The organism is Bacillus sp. mrc49, from assembly GCF_002803435.1.
Genome location: NZ_PHNG01000709.1, coordinates 105,308 through 130,384, shown reverse-complemented (window position 1 = coordinate 130,384; position 25,077 = coordinate 105,308). Strand labels below are relative to the sequence as shown.

The following is a 25,077-nucleotide window of genomic DNA, read 5'->3' as shown; positions in this document are numbered from 1 at the left end:
TAGGAGGAAAAGAGATGACAGGAAGATTTTCAGGAAAAACGGCGCTAGTAACAGGTGGAAGCAGAGGAATTGGCCGGGCGATCGTCGAGCTGTTTGCCAGTGAAGGGGCAAAGGTTGCCATCATCGATATCAACGAAGAGGTATTGACATCAGCGGGAAATGAATTGAGGGACAAGGGATACACCATTTTTACGAAGGTGGCAAATGTGGTCGATCCAGAAGAGGTCAAAGCTTCGGTTACCGAGATAGCGGACACATTCGGCTCGCTTGATATTCTTGTGAATAACGCAGGGGTCATCCGGGATAATCTCCTCTTTAAAATGACCGATTCAGATTGGCAAACCGTAATGGATGTACATTTAAAAGGCACTTTCAATGCAGTCCGTGCCGCCCAAAAGCATATGGTTGCGAATAAATACGGAAGAATCATCAATATATCCTCCACCTCCGCCCTTGGAAATCGCGGTCAGGCCAATTATTCAGCTGCTAAGGCCGGGCTTCAGGGGTTAACGAAAACGCTTGCTATCGAGCTTGGAAAGTATGGGATAACAGCCAATTCCGTCGCTCCTGGCTTTATCGAAACCGAAATGACGAAAGAAACAGCGAAGCGGGTAGGGGTAAGCTTTGATCAATTCATTCAGGATCGGGCAAACAGCATTCCTGTTGCGAGGAGCGGCCAGCCAAGTGATATTGCACATGCTGTGGCGTTCTTTGCCGATGAAGCATCCTCATTCATCAGCGGTCAGGTTTTATATGTTGCAGGCGGTCCAAAAAATTAAGGGAAAAGGCGGGATGATATGTTTAACGATAGCATTGGAAAGCGATCTAAACCCGTTAAAAACATCGTGGAACGGGGAGCCGTAAGAAAATTCGCATTCTCGATTGGTGATCCGCACCCGATTTTCATTGATGAAGAAGCGGGGAGGCAATCGAGATATGGAACGAATATAGCTCCGCCAACCTTCCCGCGGGTCTTTGATTATGGCACGATTGAATCGCTTAATCTTCCGGATAAAGGGCTGATTCATGGCGAACAGGTTTATCGCTACAATAGGCCGCTTTTGGTCGGCGAGGAAATCACCTGTTATTCGGAAGTGAAGGATTACTATGAGAAAAAAGGAAAACAGGGCGAAATGGGATTCCTGGCCTTGAAAAATTATGGATCGGACGCCGATGGTAAATTGGTATTTAGTGCCGAACAGCTTGTCATCATCAATGAAACGATCAGGAAGAAGGTGATGAGCAAGTGACGACATTGACCGAACTCCATATTGGTGACTCGCTGCATTCAATCGAGCTGAAACCTGTTACGCGTATGGACCTGATTAAGTACGCTGGAGCATCAGGCGACTTCAATCCCATTCATACGATTGACGAGGAAGCAAAAAATGCAGGTCTTCCCGGAATCATTGCCCATGGGATGTGGACGATGGGAAATCTGGCAAAGCTTTTCAGTAATCTGTATGAAATCGGCTTTATCGAAGAATACAAGATCCGATTTAAAGGGATGGTTTTCTTGAATGATGTAATCACCCTCTCTGCCGATTTAAAAGAAAAAAACGAAGATAGATATCATTTCAAAGTGGCAGCAACTGACCAGACAGGCAAAGAAGCGATCAGCGGTGAGGTTGTTTTTAAAGTCTATTAAACGAAAGTAGTGATGAAAATTATTTCATCACTATTTTTTTTGGGAAATGAAAATCGACAATTTTAAAGGAGATTCGAGATTTATCCAGAATTGTACGTATAAAGAATTCTTTTTGCGGTGGTGAATAGTTATGAATCAAGTGAAACAGGATTCTCCAATCAAATTGCTCAAGGAATACCCCTTGCCTGCACTTGTCCTGGATTCTGAAAACCGGATTAAGGAATGGGGCATGTACTTCGATCAGTTGATGGACCATGATGGGGATACGACATTAACCGAACAATTCGATGAGTGGCAATTTCTCGATAACAATAGACTTGCGGCAGCAAAACTGCGTGACAAGCGGTACTTATTTTTGCTAATGAAAGGATCGGATGATGACAATCGTCTTTATATAGGCAGTGAAACACAATTTTTGGATGATTTACTGGTAGATGCCCATGAGTCGGACAAACTGAACCGGGCCCTTGATGCCATAATCGAAAGTTCCTATGACGGGATTTATATCACCGATCAACAGGGGACGACGCTTTATACCAATTCAGCGATTGAGCGGATCACCGGCATCCCTAAAGAGTACTATATAGGCAAGTCGGTGGACCAGCTGATTAAGCGCGGCATCTTGAATGCATCTGTCACGCATAAGGTCGTCAAGCTGAGACGAACTGTATCAGTCGTTCAGGATAATTTTGCCGGAAAAGAAACATTGATTACCGGTAGCCCCGTTTTTAATGAAGCTGGGGAAATCGAGCAAGTCGTAACGAATATTAGGGATTTGTCAGATTTAAATGAACTGATGCACGAATTGACGAAGGCTAATGAATTGAATCATCAATATAAGCAGGAAATCGAAAAACTGCGAAAGATAACAAGTCAGGATGGAGTCGTTTTTGTCAGTGATAAGATGAAAACGATTTATGAGATCGCTGAAAGAATATCGGATATCGATGCGACCGTGCTCATCCTTGGAGAAACGGGAGTCGGGAAAGATGTCCTTGCCCGCAATATATATAATCGTAGCATCCGGTCCAAGAAAGGCGATTTCATCAAAATAAATTGCGGGGCCATTCCTGCCGATTTATTGGAATCCGAGCTATTTGGATATGAAGGCGGAGCATTTACCGGGGCAAATCAAAAGGGGAAACCAGGGATGTTCGAGATGGCAGAGAGCGGCATCTTATTTTTGGATGAAGTCGGTGAACTCCCCTTACAATTGCAGGTAAAGCTGCTGCGGGCACTTCAGGAAAGGGAGATTCAAAGAATCGGTGGTACGAAGCCGAAGAAAATCGATGTTCGGATAATCGCGGCCACGAACCGTAATTTATCGGAAATGGTCAAGTCTGGTGATTTTCGCGAAGACCTTTTTTATAGGCTGAATGTCATTCCCATCACGATTCCCCCATTACGCGAAAGAAGAGAAGATATCTTGGCTTTGACTGATTTGTTCTTAAAGAAATCGAACGAACAATATAAATTTTCGAAAGAAATAGATTCGAGGCTGAAAGAATATTTTTTTCAACATGATTGGCCGGGAAATGTCCGTGAGTTGATAAATATTGTCGAAAGGCTCGTCGTACTGACGGATCATTCGTTATTATCGATGAATGACCTGCCGGAAGAATATCAGCCGGAAAACCGGAACCAAGCAAATTATAATTCTTCGCTAACGTTAAAAGCGGCTGTGGAAAGAGCCGAAAAGGAGATCTTGACAAAAGCGGCACAAACGTACCAAACTACATATGAAATCGCAGCTGCCCTTGATTCAAGTCAGGCAACGATCGTAAGGAAACTAAAAAAATATCGACTGAAGGTCAGTGAAAAAACCTAAGCAAGCAAGGGGGATGCCTTAATCGGTATCCCTTCAATTATGCCCAAAGCTTTGAAGGATGCGGACTGACCGTCTCCATATCTGAAGGCACTCGCTTGTGAGCAACCGGTCCGGGAGCCTCATCCATGACGATTGTTATTTTGGATATGGCGTTAGGGGCAAATCATGCGTTTGTGGATTTCAGTGTCGGAAATTATTAATGAAAGACTATTTTCATTTAGGTCGTGTGCCCATCATCTCCTGCCTCATTGCCTCCGTGATCTTGAATAACACTCCATTTATTTTAATTCAATACTGATTTTTTTCAGTCAAAAGTGAATGATGAACATCCCCTTTGGAAGCCGCTCTTTTCAATTTTACAATTCATTAATGAATTCTGTTTTGCTGGGTAATAGCCGTTTGACGGTGATATTGCTTGTGGCACGGTACTTGCATCATTAAACCAGGAAAAATCCGCAACAGGAAAAAGATCTGCGGAATGATTCTGTAGAAAAGTGTAAAGGGAGGGGGGAGGAATCAGGCGATGGCCAAGTGAAGAAACGGTTAACCAGTGCAAATTGAAGCAATCGTCACACGAGGCCTGATCAATCAGAAAAATCAAAAAGGGCAATCAGAATTGTTATCTTCAGTAAAGAAAGCGGATGATAGCTTACGAGAAAATAGTGTCGATGGATGATCATCATTTATGAAAGCGCTAACAAAAAAACCATCTACTTACGTCTCATTCAAGAGCAGGAGGAAATTGAAGCAATACAACCCTTTACCTTACTCCACTGAATAATATCAGTCTTCGGCCTAAACGGATAATCGAGTTGAAACACATGACAGATGAACCTGTTACGGGCATCCACACCACTGTGTCATTCAAGACTCCTTCAGACATGAAAATTTTTAAACAAAGATTTAAAAGGCAGCTCCAGCTCTGTAACACAATCCATTCTACTTGCGTGAAATAACTTGCGAATCCCCCATCCCGCTCTTGAAGCGTCTAAGTCATAGTACAGGTAATTGCGGGAGGATGATAAGCAAGATGAAATTCAATAATTAGTCAGGGAGGAAGTAAATGGATATATTAATCCAACAGCTTTTTAATGGTTTGACGATAGGCAGCGTATATAGTCTAGTTGCCTTGGGATTGACGCTCGTTTATGGAATTTTGCATATCCCGAACTTTGCTCATGGTGCTCTCTATATGCTTGGTGGATATATCACATTGTCCATGATGACATTATATGGGGTCAATTACTGGCTGGCGATGTTTGTATCCATTATCGTCGTTGGCTTGCTTGGGGTGCTTTTGGAACGCTTCGTGTTCCGCCTGTTAAGAGAAGCGCCTCCCTTGCACGATAAAATCGCGGCAATCGGCATTCTTCTTTTTCTTGAAGCGTTTGCCCAATTTGTCTGGGGAGCAGACTTCCATACCATGAATTCCCCTTACGGCCAAGTTGTCCAGATCATGGGCTTGACATTTACACTTCAGCGATTATTGATCATCGTCGCTGCTATCGTGGTGATGGTTTTACTTTACTTATTCCTGAAGAAAACGTATACAGGTTCAACGATCATTGCGATGTCCCAAAATCGTGAAGGTGCATCATTGGTCGGAATCAATATCAACAAAGTCGCGATGCTGACCTTCATGATATCGGGAGGATTGGCAGCCATCGCTTCGTCCCTGGCTTCACCGATAAATCTAGTGTTTCCCGGAATGGGGCACCTGGTCATCCTTAAGGCCTTCGTCATCATCATCCTCGGCGGGATGGGAAGCATTCCGGGGGCCATTGTCGGCGGGTATATCCTCGGATTCAGTGAAAGCCTTGGCGCGACCTATCTATCCAATGACTATAAAGACATCATTGCTTTCATACTATTAGTCGTGATATTGACTGTAAAGCCAACAGGCCTCTTTGCCAAGGGGGAGAGATAACATGAAGATATTGACGAAACGAAATGGATTGATCACCCTGATCATCTTTGCTTTTTCATTTCCATATATCGCGCAAAACGACTATTACCTCCATATGCTGACTCTTTCATTCATATGGGCGATAGCCGTTTATGGGATCAATTTATTATCCGGGTATACCGGTTATCTCTCGCTTGCGCATGCTGGATTTTTTGCGATCGGAGCCTACTCGCTTGGACTCCTGACCGTGAAGGCGGGAATGAACTTTTGGATGGCACTTGCAGGAGCCTGTGTTATTACATGTGTGATCGGCCTTTTGATCGGATTGATCGCACTTAGGACAAAAGAGCATTTCTTCGCGATTTATACGCTATGCGTAGGGTATATCATTTACCTTGTCATTGATAAATGGGAGGGGCTTACGGAAGGAGTCAGGGGCCTTATCGGCATCCCGGCACCAGGCAGCATCGGTCCAATCACCTTTGATACGGCAGCATCACAATATTACCTCGTTCTCCTTTTCCTGATCGCCGTGATCGTCATCATGTATCGGATCATCCACTCGTTGACGGGGAGGACCTTGATCGCCATCAGGAACAGCGAGGATCTTGCCCGGACGATTGGCATCTCCACAATGAAGAATAAACTAACGGCTTTTGTCTTATCTACATTCTTTGCCGGGCTTGCGGGTGCCTTGTATGCTTCTTTCATTCGATTCATCGGACCTGATATCGGGTCAACGGCCATTATGTTCGATTTGTTGATGTATTTGCTGGTTGGAGGAATTGGAACACTATCGGGCCCATTGGTAGGGACATTATTGCTGGTGATCCTTTCTCAGAATCTGCAATTCCTGCAAGAATATCGAATGTTGATATTCGGTCCCTTGCTTACGTTGATCATCATCTTTTATCCACGGGGTATCGCCGGGGCCGCCTTTGAATGGCAAAGAAAGCGAAAGGATAAAAAATTGTCCATGGTTAGAGCCGATATGCACATAAAAGCGGAGGAGGGATGAATTTTGCTGATTGAAACTAAGAATTTAACAAAGCGCTTCGGCGGCTTGGCAGCGGTCAATCAAGTGGATTTCATCATTGAAAAAGGAAGGATCAATGCCATTATTGGACCGAATGGTGCTGGGAAATCCACTTTTTTTAACTTGATTAGTGGTTTTCACCGGCCCAGTTCCGGTACGGTATTTTTTAAAGGGATCGATATCACGAAGCTTCCACCGAATGAAATAGCGGCACTTGGTATTTCAAGAACCTTTCAATCGACAAGCCTTTTTGATCAATCGACCGTATTGGACAATGTCATCATCGGACATAGGCTTCGAACCAAATCCAATCTGGCGGATGCCATTTTTAGGACGAAACGGTTAAAGCGGGAGGAAGCGGCATGCAGGGAAAAGGCAATGGAGGCACTCGATGTTGTCGGGCTGACAAAATCTGCTGACAAAATCGTGGCCGGCATCTCTCAGGAAGAAAAGAAACGGACAGCGATTGCCCTGGCCCTTGCAACCGTACCGGAAATAATTTTTCTGGATGAACCGGCTGCGGGCATAAACCCTGATGAAACGGAAGGATTGACAGAACTGATTAAAAAATTAAATCGTTCGGGACTGACCGTATGTTTAATCGAGCACAAAATGCATATGATCATGAACTTGGCAGATCACATCATGGTCCTTAATTACGGGGAAAAAATTGCCGAAGGCACACCTAAGGAAATCCGCGGAAATGATGCGGTAATCAAAGCCTATTTGGGAGGTAGTGCGAGTGCTTAAGTTAACAGATGTAGCCGTAGCTTATGGCAGCTTCACTGCAATCAAACATGTGAATATCGAGGTTGCGCAAGGAGAAATCGTCGTCCTGTTGGGAGCTAACGGTGCCGGGAAGAGTACGACTTTCCGATCCATCAGCGGCATCAGTAAGCTTTCCCGCGGAGAAATCCACTTTCAAGGCATTCCAATAGGGGGGAGGGCACCTGATAGGAATGTGCGGGAGGGGATTGTCCAGTGTGCCGAAGGGCGTAAACTGTTCCCCCAGATGACCGTCCAGGAAAACCTGAAGATGGGAGCTTATGTGCATCGAAAGAAAAAGGATGATATCAAGCGCTCCTTGGAATACGTCTATCATTTATTCCCGATTTTACGGGAAAAGCACCAAGATGAAGCGGGAAGTCTTAGCGGCGGCCAGCAGCAAATGCTGGCAATAGGGAGGGCATTGATGTCGAAGCCAAAATTATTGATGCTCGATGAGCCTTCGATTGGACTTGCGCCACTTATCGTCGAGCAGATGTTTCAGGTCATCGAAGAAATAAACCGTGAAGGGATCACGATCCTGCTTGCTGAACAAAATGCGAATGCTGCCCTCGGCATCGCCAAAAAAGGATACGTGTTTGAAAATGGGGAAATTGTCGTTCAAGGCACAGCAAGTGAGTTATTGGCTAATGATGAAGTGAAGAAAGCATATATCGGGGCCTGAAAAAAGAAGGGGGATTTTTATGAAAAAGCTAACAGCATCATTCGTTCTACTGCTGCTAATCATGACTGTTTTGGCTGGATGCAATAAAGGGGATAGCCCAGCATCCAGCAACGGCAATAAAGGGAAAGGAGGCAACGTCGTGAACATTGGGTTCAGTGGTCCATTAAGCGGGGCCGCTGCGCTATATGGGAAGCGGACTCTAAATGGTGTTGAAATGGCCGTTAAAGAAATTAACGATGCAGGCGGATTTGAAGTGAAGGGTAAAAAATACACACTGAACCTAGTATCGCTCGATGATAAATACTTACCGAATGAAACAGGGGCGAATGCGAAACGATTGGTTCAGGAGTATGATACGCCCATCATCTTCACGCCGCACAGCGGAGGGGTGCTGGCACTGCAGGTCTTTAATGAACAAGAAAAATTCATCATTGGCGCTTATACGAGTGAACCATCGGTAACCGAAAGCGGTAATTCTTTGACCGTTCGGATACCTCCCAATTACGAAGGCTATATCGAACCTTTTTCATCCTATGCAATGGAACACTTCGGCAAGAAAATAGCCGCTTTGCCGACATCTTCGCAATATGGAAAAGACTGGACCGAAGCGATACTTCCATATTGGGAAAAGCAAGGGGGAAAGGTCGTATATAACTCTTCAATCGATTTCGCAAAAGAGACCGATTTCTTTACGATCGTTACGAACGCACTGAAGAAAGATCCTGATGTGCTGTTTATCGGTGGTGCGTCCGAGCCTACCGCAAAAGTGGCGAAGCAAGCTAGGGAGCTGGGGTTTAAAGGCGGTTTCATCATCATGGACCAGGCAAAGCTTGATCAAATGAAACCGATTGCCGGTTCATACGAAACATTGGAAGGCTCGATCGGCGTTTTGCCGCTGATAGATTCTGATGAAGAGGCAGTGCCTGCCTTCGTAAAGAACTATCAAAAGCAGTATAAGGAAGATCCAAGCTCGGAAGTAGGCTTGAATTATATCGCCATGCATGCGTTTGTCGAAGCGATGAAAGCAGCAGGCAGTGTGGATGATGCTCAGGCCATCCGTAAGCATATGCAAGATGGTCTTACAAATTTAGCTCCGGAACAAAAAATCTACGACATACCTTCCATTGATGAACACGGCGGATTTGCATCGACCATTGTCGTAGGTGCCGTGGAAGACGGAAAAGTCGTGCCCATTCGATAAGGATATCCACTTAACTTGATGGAACTTTTCAAAAGCGTGTGCTTGGCTCCTCTGATTGTTGTCAGGGGGGGCAGGCACACGTTTTTTGTTTTCTAATAGAAGGGAGGGAGTAATCGGATCCGGATAAGAGAAAGATTAGCAGAGAAATGATGTGCATGGAAAAAAACGAGGTTTGCCGCACGGAGAAAACTGTTTATTGAGAATTCACATTATTTCGTGATTATTCAAAAAAATATTGTCACCGGGTCATGAAAACGTTATCATTGAATATAATATAAAATATAATTTCAGGATTATCTACCAAAAGTTGAAATTATATTTAATCAACTAGTAATGGGAGGATCTAATTTGCCTATGGAAGAGCACTTGCATTCATTAACGACTGAAATGCGGAATGAAGGGACGATGAATATCGATCGCATGGATACGATGGATATCATTTCAGCAATCAATAAGGAAGATCTAAAAGTGGCTGTTGCCGTGCAGGAGGTGTTACCGGAGATTGAAACGGCGGTCGATTGGGCTTGCGAATCTTTAAAGAAAGGGGGAAGGCTCATATACATAGGAGCCGGAACGAGCGGAAGGCTCGGTGTCCTCGATGCTGTTGAATGTCCGCCGACATTCAGCACATCTCCTGAAACGGTACTAGGAATAATCGCGGGGGGAAACAAGGCATACGTTCATGCCATTGAAGGAGCAGAGGATAAAGAAGAGTTTGGAGAACGGGATTTAATCAAGGTGGCCCTTACAGCGGATGATACGGTGATCGGCATTGCAGCAAGCGGGCGTACCCCCTATGTGAGGGGGGCCTTGCATTACGCCAAAAGAATGGGCGCCAAAGCGGTTGCTTTATCAAGCAATAAAAACGCGAGCATAACAGGAGCTGCGGATTTGGGAATTGAGGTGGTCGTAGGTCCAGAGGTTTTAACGGGGTCCACGAGAATGAAAGCGGCAACCGCACATAAAATGGTGCTCAATATGATCTCAACGGCAACCATGATCCGGATGGGAAAAGTGTACGAAAATCTGATGGTGGATGTACATGTAAGCAATCAAAAACTGAAGGAGCGTGCCATCCGCATCATTGAAACGGTGACGGATGCAGACTATGATCACGCCATGGAAATGCTCGAAAAGGCAAATAATCAAGTTAAACCAGCGATTGTCATGATCAAAACTTCAAGTGATTATGTTCAGGCAATGGAGTTACTAGAAAAAGCTGATGGAGATGTCAGAAAGGCCATCTCGATCGGCGAAATATAAGGAGAGAAGCGAACAATGGCTACTGGAGGATTAGCGATCATACAGACGATGCTGAACAAGCTTCCGCAATCAGAACAAAAACTGGCAGAATATATTCTTCAGAATCCTCATGAAGTGGTGAACAGCACGGTACAGGAATTGAGCACTTCCGCCAATTCAAGTGGAGCTGCCGTTATCAGATTGTGTAAATCGCTTGGTATAAAGGGATTTCAAGATTTGAAAATCCGGATTGCCGGAGATTTGATGAAGAACGTTGAGCAAGGATACCGGGATATCGAGCCCTCTGAATCGCTGTATCGAATTGTCGAGAAAACGACGAGCAATTCGATACAAACCATTCGGGACACATCTGAGATCATCGATCACGACAATCTCAAACAAGCAATTGCCTTGATGCTAAATGCTAAAACCGTGCACTTTTGCGGTGTCGGTGCCTCCAATATCGTTGCTGCCGACGCTCAGCAAAAATTGCTCCGCATCAATAAAGGGGCAACCGCTTTTACAGACATGCATTTAGTTGCAACACTAATCGCCAATGCGGAGGAAAGTGACGTGGTTTTTGCCATCTCATTCTCCGGGGAGACGCCTGAAGTGATCAATATACTGAAGCTTGCAAAAGAACGGGGAGTGAAGACGATCGGGCTGACTCATTTTGGTCAAACGACAGTTTCTTCGTTATGCGATGCCTCACTATATACATCATTTTCGAATGAAGCGCCATTTAGAAGTGCTGCAACATCCTCACGATTGGCACAACTATATTTGATTGACATCTTGTTTTTAGGGATGGCTTCTGAGCAATATGAAGCGACCGTCCAATATATCGATAAGACTAGAGCTGCCATCAAATCGATGACGGATGGTTATAAATGAAACTTTCATAGTTTATACAAAGGGGGGACTTCGGTATGACCAAGAAAGATAGGTATGCCAGTTTAGCAGAAGAATTAATGGAGAAATTGGGCGGACGGGGGAATGTTGCCACAGCTGAACATTGCATGACCAGATTACGGGTGCTGCCAATCGATCGTTCCAAAGTGAACATGGTGGACATAAAGGATACGGAAGGCGTTCTTGGCGTCATTGAAGAGGAGACGATCCAAATTGTGCTCGGCCCAGGTGTGGTGAACAAGGTTCATGCCGAGTTTGAAAAACTTCTTGCGTCTGCAGGGGATTTAAACTTGAAAGAAATGGCTTCAAAGAACAAATCAGAGATTAATAGGAAAAACGCAAAACCGCTTAAGCTATTTTTACGCAGAATCGCAAGCATCTTCATTCCGCTAATTCCTGCATTGGTCGCGTCAGGTTTGATTACAGGAATTACGAAAGCGATCGTCCAAGCGGGCTGGCTGTCGGCAGAATCACAACTGGCGATTACATTGACCGTCATCGGATCGGGGTTATTTGCATATTTGGGGATTTTGGTCGGGACGAATGCGGCAAAGGAATACGGAGGATCCCCTGCACTTGGTGCAGTCGCGGGAATATTGGTCATCAATCCCGCAGTCGGCGATATTTCATTATTCGGTGAAAACCTGCTCCCGGGCCGTGGCGGTTTGATCGGCGTCCTTTTTGCTGCCATTTTCATAGCGTTAGTGGAAAAACAGGTCAGGAAATTCATTCCTCAATCTCTCGATATCATATTGACGCCAACCATTGCCCTGTTGATCACAGGCATTGTCACGTACGTCGTTTTTATGCCGGTCGGAGGATTTTTATCGGATGCCATTACCTCCGGATTACTGAATCTCTTGGATTTTGGCGGTGTCGTGGCAGGTTTCGTGCTTGGTGCTGCATTCCTGCCGCTTGTCATAACTGGTTTACATCAAGGGTTGACACCTGTTCACCTTGAATTGATCAATTCGATTGGAGATGATCCACTGCTCCCTATTTTAGCCATGGGCGGTGCAGGTCAAGTGGGGGCGGCATTTGCCATCTACATGAAAACGAAAAAAGCCAGCCTTAAAAGAGCAATTGGCGGAGGACTTCCTTCAGGGCTGCTAGGTATCGGCGAGCCCCTTATATTCGGGGTGACACTTCCACTTGGCAGGCCTTTCTTGACCGCCTGTTTAGGAGCAGGGGTGGGCGGGGCATTTCAAGCACATTTCGGGATTGCTACGTCGGCGATAGGCGTATCGGGACTGCCGCTTACGTTTTTAGTGCATGCAAACCAGATTCTCCTGTTCTTGGCTGGATTGTTCCTTTCCTATGCAGCTGGATTCATTTTCACCTATTTATTCGGATTCAAAGATGAAATGGCGGTTGAATTCAAATGATAGGGATTTCCTTTTATCTGCAAGATCCGGATGCAGCAAACCAAATCATCCAGGCTGCCAACCTAGGGGTGGGGCGAGCTTTTACCTCGCTTCATATTCCTGAAGAAAAAGGTGAGCTTGTCGGGAGGATGTGCGAGCTATTGAAGTTAGCACAGACTCTGGGGGTGGACATTCATGCAGATGTTTCTTTAAAGACGCTTGATCATTTGGGTATTGCTGAATTTACGGATTTAGCGCCATTGGGTGTGAAAGGGATTCGCCTTGATGATGGATTCGACATGGACACGATAACCGCTTTATCCAAGGTGTTTTCCCTTTCATTGAATGCTAGCACGCTGAATGAAGAGGAGTTGCTGGCCGTACTTGAAAGCGGGATGGAACCGCAAAGTCTTATTGCATGGCATAATTTTTATCCAAGACCTGAAACGGGCCTTGTGGAAGCATTCTTTCATGAACAAAATCGAATGTTCAAAAAACATGGGATACCGATCTATGCATTCATCCCTGGTTCAGGGAATAAGCGGGGCCCATTGCATGCTGGACTCCCGACACTTGAAAAACACAGGTTCATGAATCCTTACGCTGCCGGCGTTGACCTGCTCTCCCATGTAGATGCCGTGTTTGTTGGGGATCAAGGAACGGAGGGGAATTTGCTTCAGAATCTATCTACCTATGAAAGTCAGAATATTTTATCTGTAAGAATGGAATCCGAACGCTTGCCAAGCGGACGCTATAAATTGAGGCCGGATGTATCTCGAGATGTATTCAGGCTGCAAAATACCCGCGTGACTGCGTCTGTTGAGCCGAATCATACGGTAGGACGCAGTCTTGGAGCCATTACGATGGATAATGATGAATATGGACGATATCGGGGAGAAATTCAAATTTGCAAACGGGATTTGCAGGCTGATCACCGGGTCAATGTAATAGGGAGAGTCGTGGAAGAGGACCTCCCCTTGCTGGCCTTTCTAAAACCTTGTCATTCCTTAGTATTGGTAAATGAAGGACGAAAATAGTTCCAGAGAACAATGAACCTTGGGAAATTTTTGTTTTGGGGGCATGTTAAAGATAGGCGGCTGAGGGGATACCGGAAGCTGCCTACTTTCTTTTCAGGATCTTTATAAGATCTGAAAAAGATAAAGGGGGAAGCCTTGATGATCATTCGGAAAACGTTCACTGCTGGATTCGCCATTCTCTTGATTATTTCCCTTCTCGGAGGGCATGGCGCTGCTGAGGAATCAGTGAAAGGGAAGCCCGTAATGAACATAGATGAAATGATAGCGAGCATGTCGCTCGATGAAAAAATAGGTCAAATGCTCATGCCGGACTTTCGCAATTGGCAGAAACAAGGGGAAGGGAAAGCCACTGGGTTTATTGAAATGAACTCCGAGGTTGCAAGCATCATTGAAAAATACCATTTAGGCGGTGTAATCTTGTTTGCCGAAAATGTTGTCGACACCGAACAAACGGTTCGGCTCACGGATGGCCTGCAAAAGGCAAGCCCGGACCTTCCATTGTTCATCACGATCGATCAAGAGGGCGGAATCGTAACCAGGCTTCAGACGGGAACGAATCTTCCTGGGAACATGGCCCTTGGTGCAGCAAGGAAGGAGAATTATGCTTATCAGACCGGAGCAATCATTGGATCGGAACTGTTGTCTCTTGGCATAAATGTGAATTTCGGCCCCTCGGTCGATGTTAATAATAATCCAAGTAATCCGGTGATTGGCGTCCGTTCCTTCAGTTCGGATCCGTCACTCGTATCGAAGCTTGGCATCCAGACAATAAAAGGATTGCAAAGGCAGAACATGATAGCAACGACCAAACATTTCCCTGGTCATGGGGATACCGCTGTGGATAGCCATTATGGCCTTCCCCTTGTTGCTCATGATAAAGAGCGGTTGCGTACCATCGAGCTGGTCCCTTTTCAAAAAGCCATCGATGCCGGCGTGGATATGATGATGACGGCTCATGTTCAGTTTCCTGCGTTCGATGATACGATGTATACCAGTAAAAAAGATGGACAAAAAATCATGGTTCCCGCTACGCTTTCCGATAAGGTCATTACAGGTCTTCTTCGTGAAGAGATGGGATATGACGGCGTAGTGGTGACGGATGCCCTGAATATGTTGGCCATTGCAGACAATTTCGGCCAGGAGGAGGCCGTGGTGCTAGCCATTAAGTCAGGTGTCGATATTGCTTTGATGCCGGCACAGGTGAATTCGCTCGACATGGAGAAAAATTTAACCTCCGTTTTCAATGCGGTGAAGTCAGCCGTGGAAAACGGGGAAATCCCTTTGGAACAAGTGAATAACTCAGTAGCACGAATACTTGAGCTGAAAGTGAGAAGGGGGATACTGGATAAAAGCGCTACAGCTCCTCCGCTTGATAAAAAAATCAAAAGAGCACTACAAGTGGTTGGAAGTGTTGAACATTCGAAAAAGGAAAGGAAAATGGCGGAGGATGCTACGACCCTATTGAAAAATGAAGAAAGAACCCTCCCCTTCAAACCAAGGAAAAATGATAAGGTTTTAGTTCTTGCCCCCTTTGATGATCAAGTTGAATCCTTGACAAGAAGCATCCGAGAATTGGCTGATAAAAAGAAGATGAAGAGAGTTCAGGTGACAAGCATGAGCTATTCGGGAAAGACATTTACGGATGAAGCGGTCCGACTCATCAATGAAGCGGATTATGTCATAATTGGTTCCTATATTGTCAAAAACGATCCGGTTGTCAAGGATGGAGCGATCGATGACAGCATTCAAGATGCAAAAAGGTGGGCAACGGCTTTCCCAAGAGCAGTGATGAATGATGCAAACAAAAAAGGTAAGGAATTGGTTGTGATGAGTTTGAGGAACCCTTACGATGTCGCTAACTTCGAAGAAGCGAAAGCGGTGCTTGCCGTCTACGGTTATAAAGGGTACTCCAACGGGCGATATAGGCAGCCTAATATTCCGGCAGGCATATCGGCAATTTTTGGAGCCTCAAAGCCTCGGGGCACATTGCCGGTCGATATACCATCAGTGATCAATCCATCTGAAAAGCTTTATGAATTTGGATATGGATTAGACGTGAATTCTGGCAAACCACTAAAAATGAAGGGGGTTGCAAATTGAAAAAGACGATGATCGTATTGGCCGTTTTCTTGTTGGCATTTTGCCTCTCTTCCTCAAAAAGTGTTACCGCTGTAAAGGAGGAGAAAAAACAAAAGGTCAGTCCTGGGATAGAAGTTCTTTTAAAAGAAGAAAAGAAGCTTTTAAAAGGAAAGAAGGTGGGATTGATAACGAATCCAACGGGCATTGATTCTCATTTAACCAGTGTCGTCGATTTGCTTCATGACGATCCGGATATACAATTGACTACCTTATTTGGTCCCGAGCATGGAGTGCGCGGAGATGCGCAAGCAGGTGCAAGTGTGGACTTTTATGTAGATGAAAAAACGGGATTGCCCGTTTATAGCTTATATGGAAAAACGAAAAAGCCAACTTCTGAAATGTTAAAAGATGTTGAGGTGTTAGTATTTGATATCCAGGATGTAGGAACGCGCTATTACACCTATATTTATACGATGGCTTATGCGATGGAAGCGGCGAAAGAGAACGATATCCCTTTTATCGTGCTGGATCGTCCAAACCCGCTAGGCGGTGAGGCTGTTGATGGACCCGTGCTCGAGCAGGAATTTTCATCGTTCGTGGGAATGTATCCGATTCCACTCAAGCATGGCATGACATTAGGCGAACTTGCCACGTTATTCAATAAGGAATTCAAAATTGGTGCCAATCTCCAGGTCATCAAGATGAAAGGCTGGAAGCGGGACATGGATTATGACGCGACAGGGCTCCCATTTGTCCTGCCATCGCCAAACATGCCCACAGTATCGACTGCATTCGTATATCCAGCTACAGGATTGATCGAGGGAACGAATGTCTCGGAAGGCAGGGGAACGACCAAACCATTCGAATTGATTGGTGCTCCTTATATAAACGGAGATGTACTTGCCGGGAAATTGAATGCTTTGCGCTTACCTGGCGTTCAATTCAGAGGAGCTTCATTTACACCGATGTTTTCCAAGCATGCAGGTCAGCTTAGCCATGGAGTGGAAATCTATGTTACCGATCGAAAGAAATTCAAGGCAGTACCAACAGGACTTCATCTCATCAAGACCATTCATGATCTATATCCGGATGACTTTGAGTTCCTGCAAGCCAACAATTTTAATTTATTGATCGGAAATGGCTGGGTAAAGGGGAAAATTGACGAAGGCTCGTCTGTAAATGAAATCATGCAAGAGTATCAGGATGATTTAGATGCATTTAAAAAGGTTCGTAAAAATTACTTGCTTTATAGATAACAGAAAATCTCGTATAAACTTATCTCAAGCTGCAGGCAAACCCTTTAGTATTAAGGAGTTTACCTGCAGTTTTTTTTATGGTGTTATACCTTGACCGTTACATTCGAATTAAGATATAACCCTGATTGCCCGCAGCTCGAAGGATGTGCTTGTGATATTTCAATCTCCAGCAAGGGGTTTCTTTCGGCGGCGGTCCCGGAGCCACGCACTTTTACCATGCGTGAACCCATCATTCTGAAGGCTTTATTCATTTCATGCGTGAAGTATAAATGGCTATTGCATTAGTCTGGAGTAACATTAATTCATTAAATCAAGTTCTAAAATGGAAGGAACGGTTGTCTAATAGAATATGGGTTTTACCCTAAATCGATAATTGTCAGGAGGAGAGTCGATGAAACAATACCTTCAGAAAATTGGTCGGTCCTTGATGCTTCCGGTAGCCGTCTTGCCAGCAGCAGCGATTTTGATGGGAATAGGCTATTGGATTGACCCGACAGGATGGGGGGCGGGAAGTCCGTTAGCGGCTTTTTTGATCAAGGCCGGTTCCTCGGTCATAACTAATATGTCGATCTTATTTGCTGTCGGGATTGCCTTGGGGATGTCGAAGGAAAAGGATGGTTCAGCCGCTTTGAGCGGGCTTGTAGCCTTTCTGGTCGTAACGACATTGCTTTCACCGGAGTCGGTAGCGATGCTGCAGGGTCTCGATGCAAATGAAGTGAATCCCGCTTTTGGGAACATTAATAATCAATTCATCGGAATTCTCTCTGGGCTTGTGGCTGCATCCATGTTCAACCGTTTTAGTAAGGTCGAGCTCCCAGATGCGTTCGCTTTCTTCAGTGGCAAAAGACTGGTGCCCATCGTCACGGCGGTTGCGATGCTGCTCGTTTCGCTTATCTTATTTTTCGTATGGCCGCTTATCTACTCCTGGTTAGTTGCTTTCGGGGAGGGGATCAGTGAATTAGGTGCGGCTGGTGCAGGGCTCTACGGCTTCTTCAACCGGCTGTTGATTCCAACTGGACTGCATCATGCGTTAAACTCCGTATTTTGGTTTGATGTGATCGGACTTAACGATATCGGAAATTTCTGGGCGGGGACAGGGACAAAGGGGACGACAGGCATGTACCAAGCCGGCTTCTTTCCCGTCATGATGTTCGGCTTGCCCGCAGCGGCGCTTGCGATGTACCATTCGGCTAAATCAAAGAAAAAGAAACAAGTGGCTTCATTAATGCTTGCCGCAGGATTCGCATCGTTTTTTACTGGAGTTACAGAACCATTGGAATTTGCCTTCATGTTCGTTGCTCCTGCGCTATTTGTGGTGCACGCCTTATTAACCGGAATTTCATTGGCGATTGCCGCAACGTTCCACTGGACAGCAGGATTTGGATTTAGCGCAGGATTTATTGATTTCGTTTTAAGCTCAAGATTGCCACTGGCAAATGAACCTTATATGCTGCTCCTTCAAGGCCTTGCTTTTGCTGTCATCTACTATTTCTTATTTCGCTTTTTAATCGCCAAGTTCAATTTAATGACCCCTGGCAGAGAAGATGACCGAGATGAACGGGATGGAGAAGAAGAGGCCCAAGCGGACAGTGGGGCGATCGAGCACAACGAGAATGAAAGGAAATTTTTCAGGATCGCTTCAGCTATTTACGAGGGACTGGGTGGGGACGTCAATGTAGTTTCTGTCGATAACTGCGTTACCCGGCTACGAGTTGAAGTGGAGGATATGGAAGCGGTCGATCAAAGCAAAATCAAATCGACTGGAATTGCGGGAATCAATGTTGTCGGTCCCCAAAGCATACAAGTCATTGTCGGGCCTCAGGTGCAATTCATAGCTGAAGAAATCGAAAAGATCCGAAAGAGATAGCCCTTGGAGTTGCCTGATGAAATTGCATGGATGAAGCTGGTGGTTTTTGGATGGCGCTAGGGTGGTTATTCTACGATCAGAATGAAGTGTACACAGATTTTCTGATCGTAGAGGTTTTATGAGGAATATATGGGGAAGAGGCAATTTTCAATCGTGAGGAAACCTGATTTGGGCTTTTTAGAGATTAGAATAAAAATAATAAATGTTCTATAATAGAGTAAGGGTCTGAAAAAAAGGAATTGCATGTAAGGGAGGAGAATTAGTAAGGAAGGGGTTTTATCATTATCATAACTTGATGTATAGAACCGTTTCCATTCATTTGCCTTGCATAGCATTCTGTCTTAACTTTAGCAGCATACATAAAATGTAAACTCGATCCCGCCATAGTTTTGGATTTTAAGATTGTCAGTATAAGGGAGGTACCGATCTTGTATCAACCGAAAACAAAAGAAACGGATTCCAGTGTCATTGAGTTCATCGAGAATGTCGATAATCCGAAAAAGCGTGAAGACGCATACGAACTATTAAATGTTTTTACGGAAACGACAGGTCTTGAAGCCAAGATGTGGGGACCGAGCATCATAGGATTCGGAAGCTATCATTACAAATATGAATCCGGTCACGAAGGAGATGCCCCCCTTGTCGGCTTTTCACCTCGAAAAGCAAAGATCAGTTTATACTTTTCCCTGGAAGAGAACCAAAGGGAGGAACTGTTGCGTTCATTTGGAAAGCACACTGCTGGAAAAGGCTGTGTGTACATCAATAAAGTAGCAGATATCGAGCTTGATGTATTGAAAGAATTCATAAATCAGTCTGTAAAGTTTTTGAGAGAAACATATCCGAATGAAGAAGTGAAATAATTCCGGGTCTGGTTTAACTCTTTTTAAGGATAAAGAAAGTGAGTGGATAGGTAATGGGAAAAATTAAAGTGGGAATCGTTGGGTATGGATTGTCAGGTGCAACATTTCACGCACCTTTATTAAGTGTTTTAGAGCAATTTCATATAGCGAAAGTGGTCAGCTCCCAAAAGGAAAAGGTCCGACAAGACTTGAAGGACGTGGAAGTGGTCGGCAGCTTGGAGGACATTCTCGAAGATGAATCGATCGATTTGGTGGTTATCACGACACCGAGCGGATTGCATTATGAAATGGCCAAACAAAGTTTATTAGCTGGAAAGCATGTCATCTTGGAAAAACCGATGGTAGTGAAAACTTGGGAGGCAGCGGACCTCATCAAGATTGCCGAGGAAGAACATCTGCTTTTAAGTGTCTACCATAACCGGAGATGGGATAATGATTTTTTGACGGTCAAAAAATTATTGGATGATGGCGTGCTTGGTGATATCAATACATACCAGGTTCATTATGATCGATTCAGGCCGGCTGTCAGGGATAGATGGAGGGAGAAGCCAGGCCCCGGATCAGGAACGCTTTATGATTTAGGCTCACATCTCATAGATCAAGCCCTGCATTTGTTCGGATTGCCACAATTCGTTTCTGCAGATGTATTTGCCCAAAAGGAGAATGCGGAAACGGATGATTATTTTCATGTCCTATTGGGATATGAAAAGCTGAGGGTCATCCTGCATTCTGGTTCGATCGTTCCGGTTAATGGACCGAGGTTTCAGGTACATGGCAATAAAGGGTCATTCATCAAATATGGTATTGATGGCCAGGAGCAGGCCTTAAGCGAGGGTAAAAAACCGCTGGATAGCTCCTGGGGGGCCGATGTTCCTGAAAACTATGGCCAGCTGGTTACGATCGAAGGCGAAAACGTGAAACATGAAACGATCCAAACCATACATGGCTCTTATTTAAACTTTTACAAGGAAATTGCCGACAGTATCCTGATTGGGAAAAAAGCTCCCGTCACGGCTCAAGAGGGACTGGCGGTTATTCGAATCATTGATGCGGCCTTTGAAAGCAGTAAAAGCAAGAAAGTCGTATATATTAATTGAGACATTTCGTCCACAACCGAGGCAAAAGAAGCGGATGATGGCTGTTCGTGTTTCCTTTCAATTTAGGAGATGCGGCCACTTTTTCCGGCTTCACGTTCAAAAAAACCCCGAATGCAAATTCGGGGTTTTAGGCATGAATCTTCAAATCTACGATAATGCTTTCGCATGATGAGAGCGTTTGTTCCAAGACATGGTGATCAATAATGTAATGATCAAGAGGAAAAGTCCCAACATGAACGGATAGGTAATATGGATATCATACATTAATCCGGCAAGAGTGGGTCCAAGGACATTACCAATGCTCATATACGCATTATTCATTCCCATCGCAAAGCCCTGTTCGTTTCCAGCCATTTTCGAAATCAATGTATTGAGTACAGGACGCAAGATGGATGTGGATAGGAAGATGATAAGTGAGATTAAAAAGAAAGTCAGGTAACTTGAAGCGAAAAGGGATAGAAGGAAACCGATGGCCGCTACACTGATAAAAATATTCAGCACATTGACTTCCCCGAAACGGCGAACAATCCGGTCGACGACAAATAGCTGGACGATTACACTGACGATACCGGTCGCTGTAACCATGACGGCGATATCCTTTGGACTGGAATCGAATTGATTGTCAAGATAAAGACCAATTACGGATTCGTATGCCATTAAACCAAAACTCATTACAAGTGTAATGATAAGAGGAATGAAATAGGGCATTTTTACAGATAAGGCAATCTTGCGAACCATTGAGTCATTGCTCTCCGGAGCAGAGGCAATCTGTGCCGTTTCACTTTCTTTTAAAACGAAAATCGAAAATACCACGGCTGAAAGTGATACAAGAGCAGAAATTAAAAAGGGAAACTTCAAGCCAAAGTCCGCTAAAAACCCTCCGATTCCTGGACCGATGACAATGCCCAGGGACATGGCTGCAGAAACTAAGCTATTGCCCTTTGCGCGTTGATCGAATGTGGTGATGTCCGCCACATAAGCGAAAATTGCGGGAATAAGCAAGGCTGCTCCGATCCCGCCGATGACACGGGAAGCATATAATAACCAAATCGAATTGACGGCGAAAAAAATGAACATCGATAATGTCAATCCAACCAGTCCGTATATGATCATTTTCCTGCGGCCGTATAGGTCGGTCCATTTTCCTGCAATTGGGGAAAAAATAAGCTGTGCCCCCGCGAAAATGGCAATCATAAGACCAGCGGCGGTTCCCCCTTGATCAATGGAAGCAAGGTACGCTGGTAAAATAGGAATGATGATGCCGAAACTTCCTATTGCTATAAACATATTGATCATAAGGATTATGATCTTTTTTCTTTGTTCTGCTGACATGGACAGCCTCTCTCTCTCTCTTTAAAATCAGTAACCATTTTAATTCGCATGGTTAATTTTTCGATACGTTAATTATGTTATAGTTTAAGATAGATAGTTGTCAATAAGAAAGGATTGTCAAACATGAATCCAAGTGAATTGTATGATTTGCATATAGAAATCAAGGAGTTAAGCAGACTCTCCCAGGAATTGATCGAACCGTCATTGGTGAAATACGATTTAACATCCGTCCAGTATCGCGCATTGCAGCTAATTGTCTTAAATGAATCCTTGGCTGTAAAATACATATCGAATCATTTAAACATCAAGCCTGCAGCCGGGACGGCGCTGATTGACAGGCTTGAACGGAAGAATTTGATTGAAAGATGCCACAGTGAGGATGATCGGCGAGTCGTTTACATCCAAGCCACCGAAATCGGGAAAGAAACCTATCATTCCATAAACCGGTGTTTCACCAAAATTTTTAACGACTTTTATGGCGTTTTGAATGAAGAGGAAACGGTGAGGCTAAAACAAATTGTCGGAAAGCTGACCGACCATGTGTCATCTTGTATAGAGGAACAGTAAAGGTCTTCCAATAAAGACAGCAGTGCTATGAAAAGTGGGTGCTGCTTTACAATGTTAATAATCTGAATATTGAATGTATTTAAATTGAAATTCCTTACAGTTTTCGTGAATTCTCCCTCGATCTAAGGAGGATATGCCAATCCGAAATAGAATATGAATCAGAAGATTCCATGTTTTTTACGTGACTCATGATGCGGCGAATCGGTCAGTGATACTATCGGATGAAGGAGCTGGTTTTAATGATTTCACCATTGACCCCAATGGATTGGAAGCGCAGGGCCGTGAAATATTATCCTCATAAAGTGGCTGTCATAGATGGAAAGAAAGAGTTTACCTACATGGAATTCGGGCAGCGTGTCGATCGGCTTTCCCTGGCACTTCACGTTTCAGGAATTGAAAAAGGAGATCATATTGCCGTGATGCTGCCGAATACGCATCATATGCTGGAATGTTTTTATGGGATCTGTCAATTGGGTGCGGTAATGGTGCCCCTGAATTACAGGCTTTCTGCTGACGATTTGGAGTATATCATCAAGCATAGTGATGCAAAAATGTTAATAGTCGATGCAGAATTTGCAGCACCGATCGAGACAATCGTTACGAACCTATCAATGGAGACGATCATTATTGTTCCTGTAGATGGCCATGAAACAGATTTGGCCGGAATAGACTATGAGGATTTCTTAAAGCATGTAAATGACGGAAATCGCCTGCCCGTGGCAGATATTGATGAAAATCAGCTATTGACGATAAATTACACGAGTGGCACGACCTCAAAACCAAAGGGAGTCATGTTGACCCATCGCGGCAATTACCTGAATGCGGCCAATTTCATTTATCACCTAACATTGAAGCATGATGATGTGTACCTCCATACCCTACCGATGTTTCATGCCAACGGCTGGGGAGGCGTATGGGCGATTACGGCCACTGGGGGGACCCATGTATGTTTAAGAAAAGTGGATCCCCCAAAAATTCTTGAATTATTCTCAGAATGCAAAATTACATTATTATGCGGCGCACCGACAGTCGTCAATATGCTGGTGAATGAACCTGGGGCAAAGGAAACCGATATCAAGGTGCGTCCGCGCATGGCAACGGCGGGAGCCCCGCCATCAGCCGCCCTCATACATAAAGCAGAGGAGATCCTTGGCTTGAATATGATCCACGTATATGGACTGACAGAAACATCCCCTTTCATCCTATATAATGAATGGAAGGGTGAATATGACGCCAAATCAGCGGACGAACAAGCGATGATAAAAGCAAGACAAGGCATTGAATTGGTTTTTAATGGGGAGACGATGGTCGTCAATCAAGAAGGGGCAGAAGTTGCCTGGGATGGAACGGAGTTAGGGGAAATCATTACACGTGGCAATGTCGTGATGGAAGGATATTATAAAGATTCGGAGAAGACGGCAGAAGCGATCAGGGACGGCTGGTTTTATACAGGTGATCTGGCCGTGACCCATCCTGACGGATATATTGAAATTCAGGACAGGGCTAAGGATTTGATCATATCCGGTGGTGAAAATATTTCCTCAACTGAAATTGAAGGGATTTTATATAAGCATCCTGATGTATTGGAGGCAGCGGTCATTGCCGTTCCTCATGATAAATGGGGTGAAACGCCAAAGGCAGTGATAGTCCTGAAAGATAACGCCCTTGTGACGGAAAGCGAGATCATTACCTTTTGCCGCTCGCGAATGGCTCATTTTAAAGCGCCTACAACCGTTGAATTCGTTGAAGACCTTCCGAAAACCGCAACAGGCAAACTGCAAAAGTACCGTCTGAGGGAAATCCATTGGAAAGGAACAAAAAAGGTGAATTAATGTCTAAAGTAAAACCAAGCATGCTATGGAAGCAGCATGTTTGGTTTTTTTCTTGCATTCTATTTGGGAGGAATGCTTGTATCAGTTTCCACGACAAATTGGGGCTTCTAAAGGAAAGGTTGGGTTCAGTGTAATAAATAAAAGGTTTTTTGATAAATCTGGCTTTTTACCACTCGCATAGACCGTAAGCGCGTTTTCTGGAATGATATGCTGCTATTTAACTATTAGGACTGGCGGTTAGTGCCGATGTAAGTGCTACAGTTGGGCCATCTGCAAACACAAGAGTACTTACAATGCTTGACCAGGTTGTTCCCTTTTGGTGTGTCGCTATCATTTTTCCTGAATGGGCATTAGTAGCCATGATTGCTAATACTTACTTCTTTATGTCCATATTTTATCACCAGGATGTAAAGATAGCTGATCGAAACGTATTTTCCATCTACAACATAGACCATTTCATTTTATTTATAGCAATGATTGGAATGATTATAGTGTCGTAAATAAAGAAGAAAGGATAAAAAAAGATGGATTGTTAATGTTCAAAGAGCCATGAAAAATCACTT

21 protein-coding genes are annotated in these 25,077 nt (G+C 44.5%); 20 read left to right on the top strand and 1 reads right to left on the bottom strand.

Annotated elements, in window-relative coordinates; genetic code table 11:
- Nucleotides 1–14: 14 nt before the first annotated feature.
- The 18 genes from CVN76_RS17705 (at nt 15) to CVN76_RS17615 (ending at nt 20,783) form a co-directional block, all read left to right on the top strand.
- Nucleotides 15–779, top strand: a complete 765-nt coding sequence (locus CVN76_RS17705) for an SDR family oxidoreductase (RefSeq protein ID WP_100532359.1) — start codon at nt 15–17, stop codon at nt 777–779.
- Nucleotides 780–797: 18 nt separating this feature from the next.
- Nucleotides 798–1,250: a MaoC family dehydratase N-terminal domain-containing protein gene (locus CVN76_RS17700; RefSeq protein WP_100532358.1), complete on the top strand. Its 453-nt coding sequence runs from the start codon at nt 798–800 to the stop codon at nt 1,248–1,250.
- Nucleotides 1,247–1,648: a MaoC/PaaZ C-terminal domain-containing protein gene (locus CVN76_RS17695; protein ID WP_061141505.1), complete on the top strand. Its 402-nt coding sequence runs from the start codon at nt 1,247–1,249 to the stop codon at nt 1,646–1,648. Before CVN76_RS17700 ends, CVN76_RS17695 begins: the two co-directional genes overlap by 4 nt.
- 130 nt (nt 1,649–1,778) lie before the next feature.
- Complete coding sequence (locus CVN76_RS17690; RefSeq protein ID WP_232732313.1) at nt 1,779–3,476, top strand: sigma-54 interaction domain-containing protein; 1,698 nt, start codon at nt 1,779–1,781, stop codon at nt 3,474–3,476.
- A gap of 1,063 nt (nt 3,477–4,539) precedes the next feature.
- Nucleotides 4,540–5,403, top strand: a complete 864-nt coding sequence (locus CVN76_RS17685) for a branched-chain amino acid ABC transporter permease (RefSeq protein WP_100532357.1) — start codon at nt 4,540–4,542, stop codon at nt 5,401–5,403.
- A gap of 1 nt (nt 5,404) precedes the next feature.
- On the top strand, nt 5,405–6,400 hold the full coding sequence (locus CVN76_RS17680) for a branched-chain amino acid ABC transporter permease (RefSeq protein ID WP_100532356.1): 996 nt from the start codon (nt 5,405–5,407) through the stop codon (nt 6,398–6,400).
- Between the two features lie 3 nt (nt 6,401–6,403).
- Nucleotides 6,404–7,168 (top strand): ABC transporter ATP-binding protein, encoded by a 765-nt coding sequence (locus CVN76_RS17675; RefSeq protein ID WP_100532355.1) that lies wholly within the window; start codon nt 6,404–6,406, stop codon nt 7,166–7,168.
- Nucleotides 7,161–7,868, top strand: a complete 708-nt coding sequence (locus CVN76_RS17670; protein ID WP_061141500.1) for an ABC transporter ATP-binding protein — start codon at nt 7,161–7,163, stop codon at nt 7,866–7,868. Before CVN76_RS17675 ends, CVN76_RS17670 begins: the two co-directional genes overlap by 8 nt.
- 19 nt (nt 7,869–7,887) lie before the next feature.
- Nucleotides 7,888–9,069: an ABC transporter substrate-binding protein gene (locus CVN76_RS17665; RefSeq protein ID WP_100532354.1), complete on the top strand. Its 1,182-nt coding sequence runs from the start codon at nt 7,888–7,890 to the stop codon at nt 9,067–9,069.
- A 354-nt stretch (nt 9,070–9,423) separates the two neighbouring features.
- Nucleotides 9,424–10,332: an N-acetylmuramic acid 6-phosphate etherase gene (gene murQ, locus CVN76_RS17660; RefSeq protein WP_100532619.1), complete on the top strand. Its 909-nt coding sequence runs from the start codon at nt 9,424–9,426 to the stop codon at nt 10,330–10,332.
- Between the two features lie 15 nt (nt 10,333–10,347).
- Nucleotides 10,348–11,205 carry a MurR/RpiR family transcriptional regulator gene (locus CVN76_RS17655; RefSeq protein WP_100532353.1) on the top strand — a complete coding sequence of 286 codons (858 nt, stop codon included), beginning with the start codon at nt 10,348–10,350 and terminating at the stop codon, nt 11,203–11,205.
- 35 nt (nt 11,206–11,240) lie between these two features.
- Nucleotides 11,241–12,608, top strand: a complete 1,368-nt coding sequence (locus CVN76_RS17650) for a PTS transporter subunit EIIC (RefSeq protein ID WP_100532352.1) — start codon at nt 11,241–11,243, stop codon at nt 12,606–12,608.
- Entirely contained in the window at nt 12,605–13,624 is a 1,020-nt protein-coding gene (locus CVN76_RS17645; protein ID WP_100532351.1) for a MupG family TIM beta-alpha barrel fold protein, read from the top strand. The genes CVN76_RS17650 and CVN76_RS17645 overlap by 4 nt, the downstream gene beginning before the upstream one ends.
- 138 nt (nt 13,625–13,762) lie before the next feature.
- On the top strand, nt 13,763–15,724 hold the full coding sequence (locus tag CVN76_RS17640; RefSeq protein WP_100532350.1) for a glycoside hydrolase family 3 protein: 1,962 nt from the start codon (nt 13,763–13,765) through the stop codon (nt 15,722–15,724).
- A complete protein-coding gene (locus CVN76_RS17635) occupies nt 15,721–16,959 on the top strand; it encodes an exo-beta-N-acetylmuramidase NamZ family protein (RefSeq protein ID WP_232732312.1) in 1,239 nt (412 codons plus the stop codon). The genes CVN76_RS17640 and CVN76_RS17635 overlap by 4 nt, the downstream gene beginning before the upstream one ends.
- Before the next feature lie 391 nt (nt 16,960–17,350).
- Nucleotides 17,351–18,826, top strand: coding sequence for an N-acetylglucosamine-specific PTS transporter subunit IIBC (gene nagE, locus CVN76_RS17625; RefSeq protein WP_100532348.1), 1,476 nt, complete (start codon nt 17,351–17,353; stop codon nt 18,824–18,826).
- Nucleotides 18,827–19,254: 428 nt separating this feature from the next.
- Entirely contained in the window at nt 19,255–19,686 is a 432-nt protein-coding gene (locus CVN76_RS17620; RefSeq protein WP_100532347.1) for a DUF1801 domain-containing protein, read from the top strand.
- A 53-nt stretch (nt 19,687–19,739) separates the two neighbouring features.
- Nucleotides 19,740–20,783: an oxidoreductase gene (locus CVN76_RS17615; RefSeq protein WP_100532346.1), complete on the top strand. Its 1,044-nt coding sequence runs from the start codon at nt 19,740–19,742 to the stop codon at nt 20,781–20,783.
- A gap of 147 nt (nt 20,784–20,930) precedes the next feature.
- Here CVN76_RS17615 and CVN76_RS17610 read toward each other — a convergent pair whose 3' ends face one another.
- Nucleotides 20,931–22,115 (bottom strand): MFS transporter, encoded by a 1,185-nt coding sequence (locus CVN76_RS17610; protein WP_100532345.1) that lies wholly within the window; start codon nt 22,113–22,115, stop codon nt 20,931–20,933.
- A gap of 123 nt (nt 22,116–22,238) precedes the next feature.
- Between CVN76_RS17610 and CVN76_RS17605 the strand changes: the two genes are divergently transcribed.
- Both CVN76_RS17605 and CVN76_RS17600 read left to right on the top strand, forming a co-directional pair.
- Nucleotides 22,239–22,682: a MarR family winged helix-turn-helix transcriptional regulator gene (locus tag CVN76_RS17605; RefSeq protein ID WP_061141490.1), complete on the top strand. Its 444-nt coding sequence runs from the start codon at nt 22,239–22,241 to the stop codon at nt 22,680–22,682.
- Between the two features lie 239 nt (nt 22,683–22,921).
- Nucleotides 22,922–24,514 (top strand): long-chain-fatty-acid--CoA ligase, encoded by a 1,593-nt coding sequence (locus CVN76_RS17600; RefSeq protein WP_100532344.1) that lies wholly within the window; start codon nt 22,922–22,924, stop codon nt 24,512–24,514.
- Nucleotides 24,515–25,077: the final 563 nt, after the last annotated feature.